The sequence below is a fragment of the Pantoea vagans genome (assembly GCF_004792415.1).
Lineage (GTDB): Bacteria > Pseudomonadota > Gammaproteobacteria > Enterobacterales > Enterobacteriaceae > Pantoea > Pantoea vagans.
Genome location: NZ_CP038855.1, coordinates 106306 through 122275, shown reverse-complemented (window position 1 = coordinate 122275; position 15970 = coordinate 106306). Strand labels below are relative to the sequence as shown.

The 15970-nt window shown below is 56.4% G+C and carries 11 protein-coding genes; 1 reads left to right on the top strand and 10 read right to left on the bottom strand.

Annotated features, from left to right (window positions below):
• From EGO56_RS22000 to ssuD, 10 genes are all read right to left on the bottom strand, one after another.
• Window positions 1-1320 (bottom strand): HlyD family type I secretion periplasmic adaptor subunit, encoded by a 1320-nt coding sequence (locus EGO56_RS22000; RefSeq protein ID WP_238349053.1) that lies wholly within the window; start codon window positions 1318-1320, stop codon window positions 1-3.
• Entirely contained in the window at window positions 1307-3037 is a 1731-nt protein-coding gene (locus EGO56_RS21995; protein WP_135911137.1) for a type I secretion system permease/ATPase, read from the bottom strand. The genes EGO56_RS22000 and EGO56_RS21995 overlap by 14 nt, the downstream gene beginning before the upstream one ends.
• A 1245-nt stretch (window positions 3038-4282) precedes the next feature.
• Window positions 4283-5494, bottom strand: a complete 1212-nt coding sequence (locus EGO56_RS21990) for an acyl-CoA dehydrogenase family protein (protein WP_135911136.1) — start codon at window positions 5492-5494, stop codon at window positions 4283-4285.
• Window positions 5487-6947: an MFS transporter gene (locus tag EGO56_RS21985; RefSeq protein WP_135911174.1), complete on the bottom strand. Its 1461-nt coding sequence runs from the start codon at window positions 6945-6947 to the stop codon at window positions 5487-5489. The genes EGO56_RS21990 and EGO56_RS21985 overlap by 8 nt, the downstream gene beginning before the upstream one ends.
• 184 nt (window positions 6948-7131) lie before the next feature.
• Window positions 7132-8007, bottom strand: coding sequence for a MetQ/NlpA family ABC transporter substrate-binding protein (locus EGO56_RS21980; RefSeq protein WP_135911135.1), 876 nt, complete (start codon window positions 8005-8007; stop codon window positions 7132-7134).
• Window positions 8004-8708 carry a methionine ABC transporter permease gene (locus tag EGO56_RS21975; RefSeq protein WP_135911134.1) on the bottom strand — a complete coding sequence of 235 codons (705 nt, stop codon included), beginning with the start codon at window positions 8706-8708 and terminating at the stop codon, window positions 8004-8006. Before EGO56_RS21975 ends, EGO56_RS21980 begins: the two co-directional genes overlap by 4 nt.
• Window positions 8705-9721, bottom strand: coding sequence for a methionine ABC transporter ATP-binding protein (locus EGO56_RS21970; RefSeq protein WP_135911133.1), 1017 nt, complete (start codon window positions 9719-9721; stop codon window positions 8705-8707). The genes EGO56_RS21975 and EGO56_RS21970 overlap by 4 nt, the downstream gene beginning before the upstream one ends.
• Window positions 9718-11127, bottom strand: a complete 1410-nt coding sequence (locus EGO56_RS21965) for an LLM class flavin-dependent oxidoreductase (RefSeq protein ID WP_135911132.1) — start codon at window positions 11125-11127, stop codon at window positions 9718-9720. Before EGO56_RS21965 ends, EGO56_RS21970 begins: the two co-directional genes overlap by 4 nt.
• 68 nt (window positions 11128-11195) lie before the next feature.
• Window positions 11196-12608, bottom strand: a complete 1413-nt coding sequence (locus tag EGO56_RS21960) for an FAD/NAD(P)-binding protein (protein WP_135911131.1) — start codon at window positions 12606-12608, stop codon at window positions 11196-11198.
• Between the two features lie 25 nt (window positions 12609-12633).
• Entirely contained in the window at window positions 12634-13806 is a 1173-nt protein-coding gene (gene ssuD, locus EGO56_RS21955) for an FMNH2-dependent alkanesulfonate monooxygenase (protein ID WP_033785272.1), read from the bottom strand.
• Between the two features lie 274 nt (window positions 13807-14080).
• On the opposite strand from ssuD, the gene EGO56_RS21950 reads away from it, so the two are divergent.
• Window positions 14081-15970, top strand: coding sequence for a sigma-54-dependent Fis family transcriptional regulator (locus tag EGO56_RS21950; protein ID WP_135911130.1), 1890 nt, complete (start codon window positions 14081-14083; stop codon window positions 15968-15970).

The window sequence follows — 15970 nt, the reverse complement described above, 5'->3', positions numbered from 1 at the left end:
TTACTCCTCCGTGAATGACCGCGATGCACGATCCACAATCGGTTTTAACAGATAGTTCAGCAGTGAACGCTCACCATCCCGGATAAAGACCTCCACGGGCATACCCGGTTTTATCTCTTTATTTTTCAGCATCGCCATGCCCTGTGGAGTAACAGCAACCTGTATCTTGTAGTAGGGCTGACGGGTTGAGGGATCGGTCTGACGATCGGCAGATACCAGCGTCACAGCACCCGGAATTTTGGGCGTCTGCTGCTGATTCAGTGCGGTAAACATCAATGTGACAGGCATACCCGCGCTTACCCGGTCGATCATGGCAACATCAAGCCGCGACTCAACAATCAGAGCTGGCGTTTGCGGAACAACCTCCATGAGCTGTTCTCCGGCGCGGACTACCGCCTCTTCATTAACCAGTGCCAGATTCATCACCACACCATCCTGTGGTGCTGTGATGCGGGTCAGAGCTAAATCAACCTCGGAAAGCGTCAGTTGCTTTTTACTTTCGCTGATTTGCAGGCGCAATGCGTCAAGCTGCGTTTCGATATCCTTGCGGTTATCCACCAGACGCTGCTGCACCGTTCGCTGTAACTGCCCGATCTGGTTGTCCAGATCAACAATACGACTTCGCATTTCACCGTTCTCTGCGCTCAGCGAGGCCAGCTGCCGTTCAGCATCAAGGTAACGATTACGGGGATAATAGCCTTCCTGCATCAACGGCCTGAGATCGGTTAACTGGCGTCTAAGCAGGGACAGGCTTTTTTGTTTACTCTGGCTGACTGAAAGCAGTGATTCGCGCTGGCGGATGAGTCCGGCAATGGTTCGTGTGTCATTTTCCTGAGCCTGTTGCAACGCCTGCTGTCGGGCCTGAAGCAGCTGATTTTGCCGGAGCAACGTCAGACTCAGCTCTTCCCCGGCGTTCTCTGCGTCAGACAGACTTTCTGGCGGCGTCACGCTGGTGTTGCCTGCCAGCTCCGCCTGTAATCGCCGTTCGCTGATGAGCGCAGCAAGATAACGCTGGCGGGCAGCCTCAAGTAAGGCCAGCTGGCTCCGCTGGCTCAGCAGCACCAGGGTGTCGCCTTTCATGACCTGCTGTCCCTCCTTCACCGCTATCTTTGCCACCACACCCTCAGAAGGTGACTGAATGACCTTCCGGTAACCATCAACCATCACCGTTCCGGCTGAGATCACGCCTTTTTCCAGCGGGGCGAATGCCGACCAGAGCAGAAAACTGCCCAGCCCAGCCAGCAGCACAATCAAGCCCAGACGCAGAAAAGGGCGGACATTCATATCCGGCGCGGTCAGATCACGATTATTTGGCATCATTCACACCGTCCTGGCGTACAGTCGTTTGTTTACCCGGGGCGGCCTGGCGCGATATCTCCTTTAACACCTGAGCCGTCGGGCCAAAGACACGGCAGTTGCCTTCTTCAAGCAGCAGAAGATGTGTCGTCAGCGGCAAAATCCTGGGACGATGCGAGATAATGACCACACTTTTTTTCTGTTGCCGGAGATGATGAATCGTCTGCTGCAACGCCTGCTCACCAACGTCATCAAGGCTGGCGTTTGGCTCATCAAGCACCAGCAAAGCCGGATTGCTATACAGTGCGCGTGCGAGTCCGATGCGCTGCTTCTGCCCTCCAGACAGCGTGGAGCCCTGTTCACCAATCAGGGTGTTGTAGCCGCCAGACATCCGCAGGATCATCCCGTGAATACCCGCCATCTCAGCCGCGGCGACCACCTTTTCCGCATCAACGTCGCCAAAGTGCCCAATGTTTTCCGCAATGGTGCCGCTGAAAAGAGCAGTATCCTGCGGAAGATAGCCGATAGCTGGCCCGGTAGTCTGTCGTGTCCAGTGGTAAATATCTGCACCATCCAGTCGGACATCACCTTTTGAAGCGGGCCAGATGCCGCACAGCACCTTAGCCAGTGAGGATTTACCTGAAGCGCTGGCTCCCATAATGCCCAGAACCTCGCCGGGATTAACCTGCAGGCTGATGTTTTTCAGTAATGGCTTCTGTCGGTTATCCGGGGAAAATAGCACCAGGTTATCCACGGTCAGCAGCCCTTTAGCGGGTGGCAGAGTAAGGCCAGCTTCCGGCGCGGGAAAATCGGTAAGCAGGCAATTGATACGTTGCCACGCCTGACGCGCTGTCCGGTAGCTGCGCGCGATACCGATAAGCTGTTCAACAGGCGACAGCGCTCTTCCCAGCAATATGGAACCCGCGATCATCCTACCGGGTGATATATCGCCTCTTATTGCCAGCCAGCAGCCAAGGCCAAGCATCAGCGACTGAAGCGCCATACGAGCAGATTTAGTGATGGCGGACATCAGGGCAGCCCGTTCACTGGCAGCGCTCTGACGCTGCAAAAATTGTTGATGCAGCCGTGACCAGCGCGCCCTGACGTTATCGATCATTCCCAGCGCCCGTAATACATCAGCGCGCTGCAGTGTGTTGCTGGCCTGATGATGAGAGAACATGGCCAGGCTCCCCGCCTCGCTGAGCCACTGCCGGGTAATCTTCTCGTTGATCACCGCCAGCCCAAGCAATAACAGAGCGCCCATCAGAGAGAAACAACCGAGCCAGGGATTGAAAAGAAAAATGACGCCGATATAAACCGGAAACCAGACTGCATCGAACAGCGCAAACAGCGCCGTGCCGGTCACAAACTGCCGTACGGTCGTTAAATCACCGATCTCCTGACCAGCGTTCAGGCTTTTTTGATGAAGATGACTTTCGCAGGCGGCCGTATAGAGCGCGGGGGATATCGCCTGATCAAACTGATTGCCTAACCGGATCACTACCATGCTTCGCGCATAATCCATTAATGACATGACACTGAACATGAACAGCACCAGTAATGTCAGCATCAGCAGCGTTGTGATGTTTCCCGAAGTGAGCGCTCTGTCGTAGACCTGCAACATGTAAAGCGAGGGCGAGAGCATCAGCAAATTTATGACCGATGAAAACAGGGCAACCATCGTAAAAACGCGCATATTTTTACGAATAAAGGTATTAATAATATTTCCGGGCGCTTTCATTTCCCTATCCCCGACACAACAAGTACCGCAATTAAATAATGCTCAAACCTGACAGCGCAGCGTGTTATACCCGCACTTTCAGAGTTAAGATGGCAATGTTATTTTCAACTATCGCCCCGAACCATTAATATACTGAACGGGAAGCTGACAGCCCTTAATTGGCGTGGGAATATATTACAAAAAGCAGCACATTGACAAGTTACTTGCCGCTGTTAGCGCATTAACCTGGCCCAAGGGAATTAACAATTAATCTACTTACAAAGCATAATGAGAACGAATGATCAGGCTGACATTAAAGTCAGCATACTGCCATTTAAAATGAGCCATCCTATAATTCAGACGAAGCCAGTAAGGCTTAGCGTTTAAGACAGCCAGAGAGTGTTAAACCAGGGATTATCAGTATACGTGTCCATAGCTTAAGGTCACAGGGCCAGTGTGGTGTCAGCTGGTATCCGTTACTGAATTTGCCGCGGGTATGGAACCCAGGATAGCCTGTCAGTTTACTTATCATTCACTGCTGGCAGAGATAACGTTTTCTGAAAAGAACACCTGACGACGGCATCAGGAAGTAAAACCTCATAAAAAATCCGCGAGCACCCGACAAATGAATAACCGGAGCAGTGACATATTTGTATTCAACATGCATTCCGGGATTACACTTATCTCTGACTCATTAAGCAAAGGAGGATTGCCTGCCTTTTTAATCCACTCTTAAAAAAATACGACTTTTTCTTACGTCTGTAGTAAAACGTGCAGGATCTGTCATACATGGATTAAGCCACTCAGCTTTCTGGATTCACCATTAATAAGCAGAAACGGCTCCTTTTTCAGGAACAACACCGCGCATGACATCTTTCACTCTTTTGTCAGGCCCAATAAAAAATTGCGCATAAAGAAGTCATTGTCAGCAATCATTTCAATCCGCAGAGCCAGCCTTATCTTTTATTCCCGCACATGTCATGAATATTGACGACAGGATCTTCAGGTTTGACGCTGCCTGTAACCCACTGGTGATTACCTGAAAGTAACCGTTTATAACACAGTAATTAAAGCTGTCTGGCGTAATTCAGGTTTAAGCGCCTGACAGGTCAGAACAGCTATTAAAACCCCTTCAGCGCCTGAATTCAAAAACGGAATAAACCCTGATTTTCCTTCTGCGGAAACCAGGCCAGTACGTACCCAGCCAGACATAACCGGGAAAATCTGAGTCTGGCCGGAATGACCCAGCCAGATTTGCTAAACGCTTCAGGTGCCGTTGCCGATCTGCCAGATAAACGTCGGATCGTTGCCATTTACCTCCCAGTCACCCACATTGCGGATTTTGTAGATCACCGGGTTATGCGATGACACCGTGCGGGCGTTGCGCCAGTGTCGGTCCAGCGCCTTGCTGACGCGGGTATCGGACGCGCCCAGCGCATTGAAGAACTCCGTGGCAGCTCGCGTCACTAACTCCACCGCGACTACCTGCGCCCGGGCAGACTCCACCTCTGCCTGAACGTTCGCTGCGTGAAGCTCCGCTTCATTGGCACCGCTCAGTTGCAGTTCAAATGCCCGCTGCAGTGAGTGGGTCGCCCGATCAACGGCGGCTTCAGCGGCCCAGGTCCAGCTGCTGATCTGACCGACCACCTGCAGCACCTGCACATCCTGCTTAACCTGAGGCGCATTGCCGTGGCTGTAAATCCGTTTACGCTGCGCAACCCCCTGTGACGCATCGCGCACCACGGCCCGGCCTATACCCGCCAGCGTGGCTAATAACACATGCTGATAAAATGCAGTCTGATAGCGAAAGCGCTCACTGAAATCATAAACGTGTGGCTGCTCCACACGGGCATTATGAAAGCGTGTGGTGCCACTGCCGGTCAGCCGCTGCCCGAAACCATCCCAGTCGTCGTCACGTTCCACCTCATTCTGATGTGTGTTCACCAGCGCGATGACGTCGCGGCCGTTGTCCGTGCGCTGCGCATAGACATCAATCCAGTCCGCATAGAGCGTGCCGGTGCTGTAAAACTTCTCACCGCTGATCCGCCATTCTCCCGCATCGGGTGAGACCTGAGTGTTGACCTCTCCCAGCTTAACCGCCCCGATTTCACTCCAGCCACTGCCCACCAGCTCGCCATCCACAAAACGGCGGAACCAGCGCCGCCGATCCTCACTCTCCGGCTGGTTCAGGCGATCCTCGATAAAGGCAAAGTGCGCGCGCAGCGCCTGCGGCAGATTCGAATCCGCTTCGGCCAGCGCGATCAGCAGGGAAAAGAGCTGCGGCAGCGAGACGCCGAAGCCACCTTCTTCTTTGGGGATGCGCAGGGTGCCGAACCGCGCCTCTTTCAGCCAGCGGATCGGCTCATGCAGCAGAGTGCGATCGATTTCACGCGCGGCGGCGCCTTCAGCAATACGGTTAAAGAGTGGCCGGAACTGTTCGGTCAGCGCGGCAAATTCAGTACGGGTTAATTCAGACATGATCTTCTCCTGTTGCAGGTTGTTCATCAATGTCCTGTCGGGTCGGTTCAAACCGGATAATCAACAGGAAAATAATCGGAATAAGGGCGGCGAGAGAGACGATCCAGAACATGTTGGTGCCATAACGGGCCTGCAGAATGGGCAGGATAAACAGCGCCAGCGCACTGCCGATACCAGAGAGCGAGCGACTGAAGCCAACACCGGTCGCGCGAATGTGGGTCGGATAAGAAAGCGCCGGATAGATCATCAACTGCGCGCCGGGGCCGAACCCTTCGGCAAACAGCCAGAGTCCCAGCATCAGCACGGCAAACACCACGCCAGCAGTGGCCTGTGGATGACCGATCAGCGCCAGCGAGATAAGCGCAATAAACTGCAGGGCAAAACCCGCAATCGCCACATGCCTGGAAGGGAACTTCCATGCCAGCCGCATCCCCAGCAGACCGCCGGTAAAGGCGAACAGCGCGTTCAGCCCCAGTGAGGCGGAGATGGTTTCAAACACGCCCGCGCCCAGGAACTGCGCCAGGATAGAGGGCAGGAAGAAAGCAATGGCGGTGTACTCAAATGCGATACAGACGTTCATTACTGCGCTGACGATCGTGCGTTCGAGGTAAGGCTTCTGAAACAGCACGCGGAAACTCACTTTCGGGGCCGCTTTCACGGTTTCGGTTTTTTCGGGCTGCTCTTCATGCGCAATAATGCCGTAGGAGTCGCGCAGGATACGAACTGCACCGCTCAGGTCTCCCTGATTGGCGGCCCACAGCGGTGACTCATTCATGAACTTGCTGCGCACCGCGATAATGAGCAGAGCCGGTACCGCGCCAAACAGCAGCGAGGCGCGCCACAACCAGTCGATGTGTTCGGCAGGCAGCAGGAAATAGAGCGCAAAAATAATAAAGAAGCAGGCAGATGACGCGGCATACCACATCGGGCACCAGGCCGCGAGGCGCGACGCTTTATTGCCTTTGCCGGAGAACTTAGAGAACTCCGCCAGGTAGGCCATGGCAACCGGCAGATCGATCCCGACCCCGACCCCCATCAGAAAACGCGCGCCAATCAATACCCAGACGTTGGGCGCCAGACCGGCAGCTATCGCCGAGACCACGAAGAACAGCATGTCCGCCATAAACACCGAGTAGCGGCCATATTTGTCGGTGAGCCAGCCGCCGACCAGATTGCCGACGATGGTGCCGATCATAATTGAAGAGGTCACCAGCCCGGTCAGCACCGGGGTTAAGCCAAACTCTTTCACCACATCGTCAATACCATAGGAGAGCGTGGTGAGATCGTAGGCATCAAGAAATACACCGCCCAGCGCCAGGAACACAATCCAGCGGGCGTAGCTGTTTTTCTCGGTATTACTGTTGATTAGCCGGGCCACATCACTCACCGAACGAACCGGCGTGGAGTGGGGCGGCGGAGTGGTCAGGGTGTTGTCAATCTCTAATGTACTCATCATATCCTCGTTATTATATTCAGCAGGTAACGAGGTTTTTATAGGCATTCCCGGCTCAGTAAACAACCAACAAATATGGATAACGATTCTATATAATTCAATAAGTTAATCTCATTTTTCAGACATGGAAAAGACCGGATGAATGCAGCGATTCATCCGGTTCGGGCCAGCCCAAGCCTGTTGATTATTCTGCGGAAACCGGCACCAGCACGCCTTTCACCAGAGGATCCTGCGTTTCTTTCAGCCACTGCTGTAGCCGGGGGTCGGCGAAGGCTTTTTTAAGCCGGACAATATTTTCATCTGCCAGCCAGGGCGTGCCTATAACCAGTTGAGAGGCAAAGGTGCGCGGGGCTGGCGGGAATAAAATCCCTTTTTCGCGCGGTACTTTTCCGGCATCAAACTGTGAAACATAGCCGATGGCTGCATCAACCGAATTCAGCGCGCGCGGCATGGTCAACAGATCCAGCTCTTTGAAGTTGAAACCATGAGGATTCTCTTTGATGTCTTTGAGTTTTGCGGTGCGTGGTTCAATCGCCGGATCGAGGCCAATCAGGCCGATACGCTGCAGCAGCCATAAGGCCTGTACCTGATTAGCGCCATCATTGGGCACGACAATCTCCGCACCCTGTGGCAGTTCACTGATGGCACGGTAGCGATCTGAATAGATGCCAAACGCCCACTGGAACAGCGGCAGGGTGGCTGTCAGCGGAAATTTATTCGCATCCACCACCTGTTTCAGCCACCACTGATGCTGATAGACGGTGGCGGCATACTTACCCTCCGCCACTGCGCGATCGGCCTGTACCGGATCCTGCAATCCTTCGGCCTCCAGTTTGATGCCGTAGTCGGGCGCTATATGTTGCGCCACAAACTGAATCAGCCGCTCTTCACCGGCCATCGCCGGTTCAAAATGGACTTTCAGCGTGGTGCTAAAAGTGACGGTGCGGGCCTTGTGCGCAACCTGATACCAGACCGCAGCGGCAATCACCACCACCACCACCCCAGCCACTACCCACGGCCATTTTTTCTTCTGTCGGATTTCAAAGTCGTGATGCGTCATGTTGAATGTTTTCCCTGATAAGGTTGCAGCGCCGCAATCAAACGGTCGCCTAAAAACTGAACCAGCTGAATAGTGACGATCAGCACAATAATGGTGGCCACCATGATGTGATTATCAAAACGCTGATAACCGTAAACCACGGCCAGATAACCAATCCCCCCGGCACCGATCGTTCCGGCGATAGCGGAATACTCAATCATCGAAATAAGATTCAGCACAATGGCTGCCACTATTGCGGGCAGGGCTTCACTGATCTGGGCGCGGGTAATGATTTGCCACGTGGAGCCCCCGGACACCAGGCCCACGGCGGTGACATCAGCGGGCAGTTCACGCAGCGCATTGCTGACCAGTCGGGCAAAAAAGGGCGTGCCGGCGATGATCATCGGTACCACGGCTGCGGGGATGCCAATGGTGGTGCCGGTCAGCCAGAAGGTAAAAGGGATAATGGCCGCCATCAGCACCAGAAAAGGGAGTGAACGGCCCATGTTGATAATCCAGCCCAGAATCTGGTGCAGCGTCCTGTGCGGAAACAGCCCCTGCCGCGAGGTGTTAAACAGCACCACTCCCAGCAGGCCACCCAGCGTCACCACAAACAGCATCACCACAGCCACCATCAGCCAGGTTTCTCCGTAGGCGGGCAGCATCAGCGCCGGGATTTGGTTCCACGGCGTATCCTGACTCAGTACGTCAGCAGGTTTCATACCACCTCCTGCAGGGCCGCACGTTGTTCCAGAATCTCAGCATGAATGCCATAGTGCTGTAGCTGCTCTGTCACCTGCCGGGACGTGACGCCAGAATGGGAAAAACGAATGGCCACCCGCATCCGTCCCGCCAGCGCATCGCCAACCTGCTCAACGTGGGCGGCCAGCAGATCCACCTGCACGGCAAACTGCTGCGTCAGACGGCTGATCCAGTCGATGGCAATCGGGCGATCGCCGTAGGTGAGTTGCAGCAGCAAATCGCCGGACCCAGCGAGTGGCTGGAGTGGGAACAGCTGCTGACCCAGCGACGAATCAGGCGTGGCCAGCAGCTGACGTAGATGGCCCTGTTGCACCAGCCTGCCGTCTGCAATCTGCGCGACGGCGTCGGCTGCGCGCCGCACCACATCCATTTCGTGGGTAATAAAGATGATTGATAGCCCAAACTGATCGCGCAGGGTTTTCAGTAACGTCAGAATGGCGCGGGTGGCATCCGGATCAAGCCCGGACGTGGCCTCGTCAGCCAGCAACACCGTGGGCTTAAGCGCCAGCGCCCGGGCGATACCCACACGCTGGCGCTGGCCGCCCGAGAGCTGAGAAGGATAAAAGCCCGCCTTGTCACTCAGACCGACGCTCTCCAGTAGCGTGCCAACATGGCGTTTGATCTCCCCGGGCACCACGCCCAGCCACTCCAGCGGCAGCGCCACATTTTCCCAGGCGGTTTTGCGCTGCAGCAGCGCGGATGACTGAAACACGGTGCCTATCGCCCGACGTTTGTGACGTAAAGTCTCACCCGTGTAATGTGACAGATCCTCGCCATTGACCCGAATGCTTCCCGATGTCGGCCTCTCCAGCAAACTGATGCACTTTGCCAGCGTCGATTTTCCCGCGCCGCTGGGCCCGACGACCGCCGTAATTGAACCGGCAGGAACGCTGAGCGTAATATCTTTCAGCACCTCAATCTGGCGGTTCTGTGGCCGGGCGTAAGTTTTACTTAGCCCCATAATCTCAATCATGAGGCCTCCACGCTTTCTGTCCACTGCTCCGCGCCGGAGATACGGCGATAACCGGCACCCGGATGTGGCAACGCCAGCCGCGGGCCCTGTCCGAACAACTTCTCACGCAGCGTGCCGGGTTGATAGTCCTGCTTGTAAACGCCGCGCTTTTGCAGTTCCGGCACCAGCAGTTCCACCACGTCAGTAAAGGTTTCATGGGTCACGGCGTAGGCGAGGTTAAACCCGTCAACGTCGGTCTCTTCAACCCAGCTCTGCAGTTCATCCGCTACGGTTTCGGCGCTGCCCACCAGCAACGGGCCAAAACCGCCAATGCCCACCCAGCCAGCCAGCCCCTGCACCGTCCACTGACGATTGGGATCGGCTGTTGAGAAGGTTTCGACCGCCGACTGGATCGCGTTGGTATGCAGATGCTTCAGTACCTGGTCAGGCTGATATTGCCCGAAGTCGATACCGGTCCAGCCCGAAATCAGCGCCAGCGCGCCTTCGTAACTGACATAGCTTTTGTACTCCTGCCATTTCGCCTGCGCCGCCAGGTCAGTTTCACCCACAATCACCGTCTGCAGATTGAAGATCAGGATGGAACGCGGGTCGCGTCCCGCCTCAGCGGCCCTGTGGCGAATATCTGCCACAGTTTTCTTCAGCAGTACTTTCGACGGTGCCGCGACAAATACACATTCAGCATGCTCCGCTGCAAAGGCTTTACCGCGGCTGGAGGCACCGGCCTGGTATAGCACCGGTGTGCGCTGCGGTGACGGCTCGCAAAGATGAATGCCCGGCACCTGGAAAAACGTTCCCTGATGGTTAATCGGATGGATTTTGTTGGGGTCGCTGAAAATATGACGTTCACGATCGCGCAGGACAGCGTCGTCTTCCCAGCTTCCTTCAAGCAGCTTATAGATAACCTGCAGATACTCATCGGCGTAGTCGTAGCGCGCATCGTGGTCGGTCTGAGCCTGATGCCCGATATTGCGCGCACCACTTTCCAGGTAGGAGGTGACAATATTCCAGCCAATACGGCCTTTGGTCAGATGATCCAGGGTCGAGATCCGACGCGCAAACGGGTAGGGGTGTTCAAACGACAGCGAGGCGGTCAGGCCAAAGCCCAGGTGTTCCGTCACCATGGCCATCGGCGTGATTAACGCCAGCGGATCGTTTACCGGTACCTGTGTAGCCTGACGGATGGCAGCATGGTTATTACCATTGAGCACGTCATAGACACCCAGCACGTCAGCAATAAACAGCCCATCAAACTTACCGCGCTCCAGCAGACGCGCTAAATCGGTCCAGTACGCCAGGTCTTTGTACTGCCATGAGCGGTCGCGGGGATGCGCCCACAAGCCGGGTGACTGATGACCCACACAGTTCATATCGAAAGCATTCAGGCGAATTTCACGTTGCGATGACATAGCGACTCCTGAGCGGATGCGGCAATCGCTTGCCGCCCACTTTTTAATGTGTGTTTTAAAAGGAAGATTCAGTAGGTGAGTGAGCCGGGACATCGCTCGCTGACAGGCAGCGACAGGGCATTCAACAGTTGCCGTGCAACAGACTCAGCATGTTCCGCCACCTGCGGCAATCCCATCAGCTCGCCAAAGCGACCCCGTGCGGCAGGCCCGGCGACATACAGTCCGGGATTTGCTTCACCGTTCACATTCAGCGTCTGAGACAGCGCATTAACCTGGATCCCCAGCGCCAGCGGGTCAGGCTGGATAACGCCATCGCCATGGAGCTGACGCAGCAGCGCATTGCTGTTAAGCAGCGCGTTGTGTGCAGGGCCGGTGGTGACAATGAGTTTCTCCACCTCCAGCCTGTGTGATTGCCCACCACGCAGGCGCAGCGTCAGCCGGAGCGTTGCGCCATCCGATTCAGCGGCGATAAGGCGCGCCGCCAGCAGTGTCAGCTGACCGCTGGCCTGCTGCTGGCTGAGAACCTGGCTCACCTGCGGCGCAATCCGGTAGCGGTGAACATCCCACCAGGGGCGCAGATGATGCAGAAAGCGCTGCTGCTCGTGCAGCGACAGACTCTGCCAGATGTGCTGACCGTTACGGCGAATATCATCCAGCACCAGCTGCCAGGGCAGATTCAGCGCCGCCGCCTGTTTAACCTCCTGTCGCACCCGATGTAGCCAGCCGCGCGCGGTGGCGGATTGCGGCTGACTGTAATCCAGAGCGTAGGTCTCATTGTTGCCACTCAGGTTGGCACGCGGCAGCTGGCCACGACGTGAGAAGACGGTAATCTTTCCACGGTGCTGCTGACGATGCAGCGACGCCACCACATCGGACATGGTCAGCCCTGAACCGATAATCGCCACCCGTTCGTCAGGGGCGACCTGCGCCAGTGCGTCGCGCTGCCAGGGATTGGCAATCAAGCCCGGATGGCCCTGTAGCGGCCTCAGCAGAAGAGGCAGATCGGGCGGGGGATGGCTGATCGCCAGCACTACCTGATCGGCATGAATCTGCTGCCCGGAGGCCGTGGTCACCACGCCATTCTTAAAGGCAACCGCACTGTCACGCAGATGGCTCAGTTTCACCGGTGAGTGCTGCTGAAGATGAACAAACTGCGCATTGACCCAGCGTCCAAACTCACCGCGCTGCGGGTAGACATTACCGTCATGCCACAGCGCCTGCGGATCGGCTTTAAAGGTGGAGGATGAACGATAATCGCGATCAAATGCGCCCTCTTCATCACCGGCAAGCTGCATTCTGCCGGCCGGCACATTAATGCGGTGGGCCGGATCGGTGGTGCCGTATGCCACGCCCTGCGCCAGCTGTACGCGAGGTTCAATCACCGTCACCTGCAACCCCGCCTGGCCAGCGCGGGCCAGATGGATCGCCAGCGCGGTGCCGGTGAACCCGCCGCCGATAATGACAATCTGCTGTTGTGACATAAGCGAGCCTTTTTCTGTTAACTGACTAGCTGGCGCTGGCCTGTTTAGCCGGGCGACGGTCGCCGCCGATGGTTTCACCAAACGGACCGGTGTTGACGCTGCGCTGTTTCTTTTCGGCGTTGGCAGCCAGCGGCAACAACGGCATTACCAGCTCAGCAAAGCGGTGTGCCTCTTCAAGATGCGGATAGCCGGAGAAGATAAAGTTCTCAATGCCCAGTGCCTGATACTCCCGGATGCGATCGGCAACCTGCTGCGGATTGCCAACCAGCGCAGTTCCTGCGCCGCCGCGCACCAGGCCGACGCCTGCCCAGAGATTGGGACCGATGCGCAGGCTCTCACGCGACCCCTGATGCAGGGCACTCATCCGCGCCTGACCGGCGGAGTCCATGCGGGCAAAGATTTTCTGCGCGGCGGCGATAGTTTCTTCATCCAGATGTGAAATCAGTCGATCGGCGGCCGCCCAGGCTTCCTCTTCCGTTTCACGTACAATGACATGTAAGCGGATGCCATAAGAGAGCGTGCGGCCATTCTCCTGCGCCCGCTGACGAACCACCGCCAGCTTCTCCGCGACCTGTTCAACCGGCTCGCCCCACGTCAGATAGGTGTCGATCTGATTCGCCGCAACGTCGATAGCGGCCTCAGACGAGCCACCGAAATAGAGTGGCGGACCGTCTTCCTGCACCGGCGGGAAGAGGATCTCGGCGCCTTCCACGCGAATATGTTCGCCTTCAAAGTCTACCTTCTCGCCTTTCAGCAGGCGGGAGTAAACCTCAAGAAATTCTTTGGTCACCTGATAGCGCTCTTCATGACTCAGGAAGATGCCGTCACCTTTGTTCTCTACCGGATCACCACCCGTGACCACGTTGATCAGCAACCGGCCGCCGGAGAGACGGTCCAGCGTCGCCGCCATCCGCGCCGCCAGACTGGGCGGTTGCAGGCCGGGACGCACGGCCACTAAATAGCGCAGCTTTTTGGTGATCGGTGCCAGTGCCGAGGCGACCAGCCATGAATCCTCGCAGCTTTTACCGGTCGGGATTAACACACCGTAGTAGCCCAGATTATCTGCCGCCAGCGCAACCTGCTGTAAATAGGGTAAATCGACTGCTCTGCCGCCTTCGGTAGTACCCAGATAGCGCCCGTCGCCGTGGGTAGGCAGAAACCAGAAGAGGTTGAGGTTTTCCTGTGTCGCATGACTCATTAGCAGATTCCTTTATAACGATATTAAAATTTATCACATAGGGTTAATCCCTTTGGTTATATAGCCTCTAGCAGGATGCGTGCCACTGCGATGAATTATTTTTATCACCAAAATTCAATAACTTATTGTTTTACTGGCAGACGCTAATCTGCTGCATTCGCAACAGGCATAGTTGCATCCTGCTGCATTGGCAACAATCTGACTCGTTCCACCTCTCGTTTCGGCGTCAGCGGCGCGGTATGGTCATGGTTTTCCCGTTCATCCGGTAAATGAGATGCAGATATCCAGCCCTGAGTTAATTGACCCCGCATCGCGCGCCTTTAAAAGCGTGCTGGATCAGCTCGCGCCCACCGATGCGACGGTACTGATCATCGGTGAAACCGGCACCGGCAAAGAGGTGATGGCGCGCTATCTGCATCACCATAGCGCCCGCAGCCGGCAGCCTTTTCTGGCGGTTAACTGCGGCGCACTTACCGAGAGCCTGGCGGAGTCGGAGCTGTTTGGTCATGAGAAGGGTGCCTTTACCGGCGCACAGGACAGGCATCGTGGCTGGTTTGAGGCGGCAGAGGGCGGCACGCTGCTGCTGGATGAGATTGGTGAGCTAAGCCCGTCGCTGCAGGTGAAGCTGCTACGCGTGCTGCAGGAACGTGAAATTACCCGCGTCGGCTCGTCCAGGCCGGTAAAAGTGAATGTGCGGGTCATTGCCGCGACCAACCGGGATCTGGCGGTGGCTATCCGTGAACGGCGATTCCGGGAAGACCTCTATTACCGGCTGAATGTGGCCAGCGTCACACTGCCGCCGCTGCGCCAGCGCTGCGAAGATATCCCGGTGCTGGCCAGTCACTTCCTGCAGATCTATGCGCGCCGTCTTGGTCGTCCTCAGCTGCGCCTCAGTGATGAAGCCATGACGGTGTTGATGAACTACAGCTGGCCGGGCAACATCCGTGAACTGGAGAACACGCTGCACAACGCCGTGCTGCTTAGCAAAACCTCACTGGTCACGCCGCAGCAGCTGCGGCTAAGCCCTCTTGCGGGGAGCGACCTGCCGCAGGGAGAGGAGGCGCTGGATCAGTTTTTACGCCAGCAGATGCAGCAAAGTGATACACCGCTCTATCCCCGGGTAATTGCCGCGCTGGTAAAAAATGCGCTTGAACTCACCCAGGGTAATCAGTTACAGGCGGCCGCGCTGCTGGGTATCAGCCGACATACATTGCGCACACAGCTGGGACATCTGGGGGTGATTAAACCGCGCCGCGGTTCAGTGCGTCAGCGCGATGCTGCTCCCGGTCAGCAGCCTGAGCGGGAGCGGGAACTGCGCATTGGTTATCAGAAATTTGGCAACCTTGGCATTCTGAAAGCCCGTCAGTCGCTGGAGCAGCAGCTGGCCGGGCAGGGTGTCCGCGTCATGTGGAGTGAATTTCCTGCGGGTCCGCAGCTTCTGCATGCACTGAGCAATAAGGAGATCGACTTCGGGACCACCGGTGAAGTTCCCCCCTTGTTTGCCCAGGCCAGCAACAGTCCCATGGTCTATGTTGCCTGGGAACCTGCCGCCCCGCAGAGCGTGGCGCTGCTGGTGCCGAACAGCAGCCCGGTTAAGCAGATTGGCGATCTCAGGGGCAAACGCATCGCCGTGAATCGCGGCTCCAACGTTCACTATCTGTTGTTGCAGATTCTGGATGAGGCGGGTTTAGCGCTGGATGATGTACGCATTGTCTATGCCCCGCCTAAATATCCGCTGACGCCCAGCGATCTCAACGCGGTGGATGCCTGGATGATGTGGGATCCGTTACTCAGCGATGCGGAGAACAGCGGAGAGTTCAGGGTGATTGCGGATGGCACAGGCCGGGTCAATAACCATCAGTTTTACCTGGCTGAGCGCGGATTTGCGACGCACTCTGGCGATCTGTTACAGGTTCTGCTTAGCGCACTGGAGCAGACCGGCCGCTACATTGATGCGCATCGTGCTGAAGCTGCCGGGCTGCTCTCCACGGAACTCGGCATCTCTGCCACCTCACTGATGCACGCTTTAGCCCGGCGCAGCCATCAGACCCAGAGAATGAACCTGGCCATCATCCGGGAACAGCAGACTATCGCCGACCGCTTCTATGCGCTGGGGTTATTCAGTCGCGCCATTCGCGTACGCGAGTCGGTCTGGCATCCATAG

Coding starts and splice junctions, on each gene's coding strand:
- EGO56_RS22000 (WP_238349053.1), bottom strand. CDS start 1,320: ATGATGCCAAATAATCGTGATCTGACCGCGCCGGATATGAATGTCCGC.
- EGO56_RS21995 (WP_135911137.1), bottom strand. CDS start 3,037: ATGAAAGCGCCCGGAAATATTATTAATACCTTTATTCGTAAAAATATG.
- EGO56_RS21990 (WP_135911136.1), bottom strand. CDS start 5,494: ATGTCTGAATTAACCCGTACTGAATTTGCCGCGCTGACCGAACAGTTC.
- EGO56_RS21985 (WP_135911174.1), bottom strand. CDS start 6,947: ATGAGTACATTAGAGATTGACAACACCCTGACCACTCCGCCGCCCCAC.
- EGO56_RS21980 (WP_135911135.1), bottom strand. CDS start 8,007: ATGACGCATCACGACTTTGAAATCCGACAGAAGAAAAAATGGCCGTGG.
- EGO56_RS21975 (WP_135911134.1), bottom strand. CDS start 8,708: ATGAAACCTGCTGACGTACTGAGTCAGGATACGCCGTGGAACCAAATC.
- EGO56_RS21970 (WP_135911133.1), bottom strand. CDS start 9,721: ATGATTGAGATTATGGGGCTAAGTAAAACTTACGCCCGGCCACAGAAC.
- EGO56_RS21965 (WP_135911132.1), bottom strand. CDS start 11,127: ATGTCATCGCAACGTGAAATTCGCCTGAATGCTTTCGATATGAACTGT.
- EGO56_RS21960 (WP_135911131.1), bottom strand. CDS start 12,608: ATGTCACAACAGCAGATTGTCATTATCGGCGGCGGGTTCACCGGCACC.
- ssuD (WP_033785272.1), bottom strand. CDS start 13,806: ATGAGTCATGCGACACAGGAAAACCTCAACCTCTTCTGGTTTCTGCCT.
- EGO56_RS21950 (WP_135911130.1), top strand. CDS start 14,081: ATGCAGATATCCAGCCCTGAGTTAATTGACCCCGCATCGCGCGCCTTT.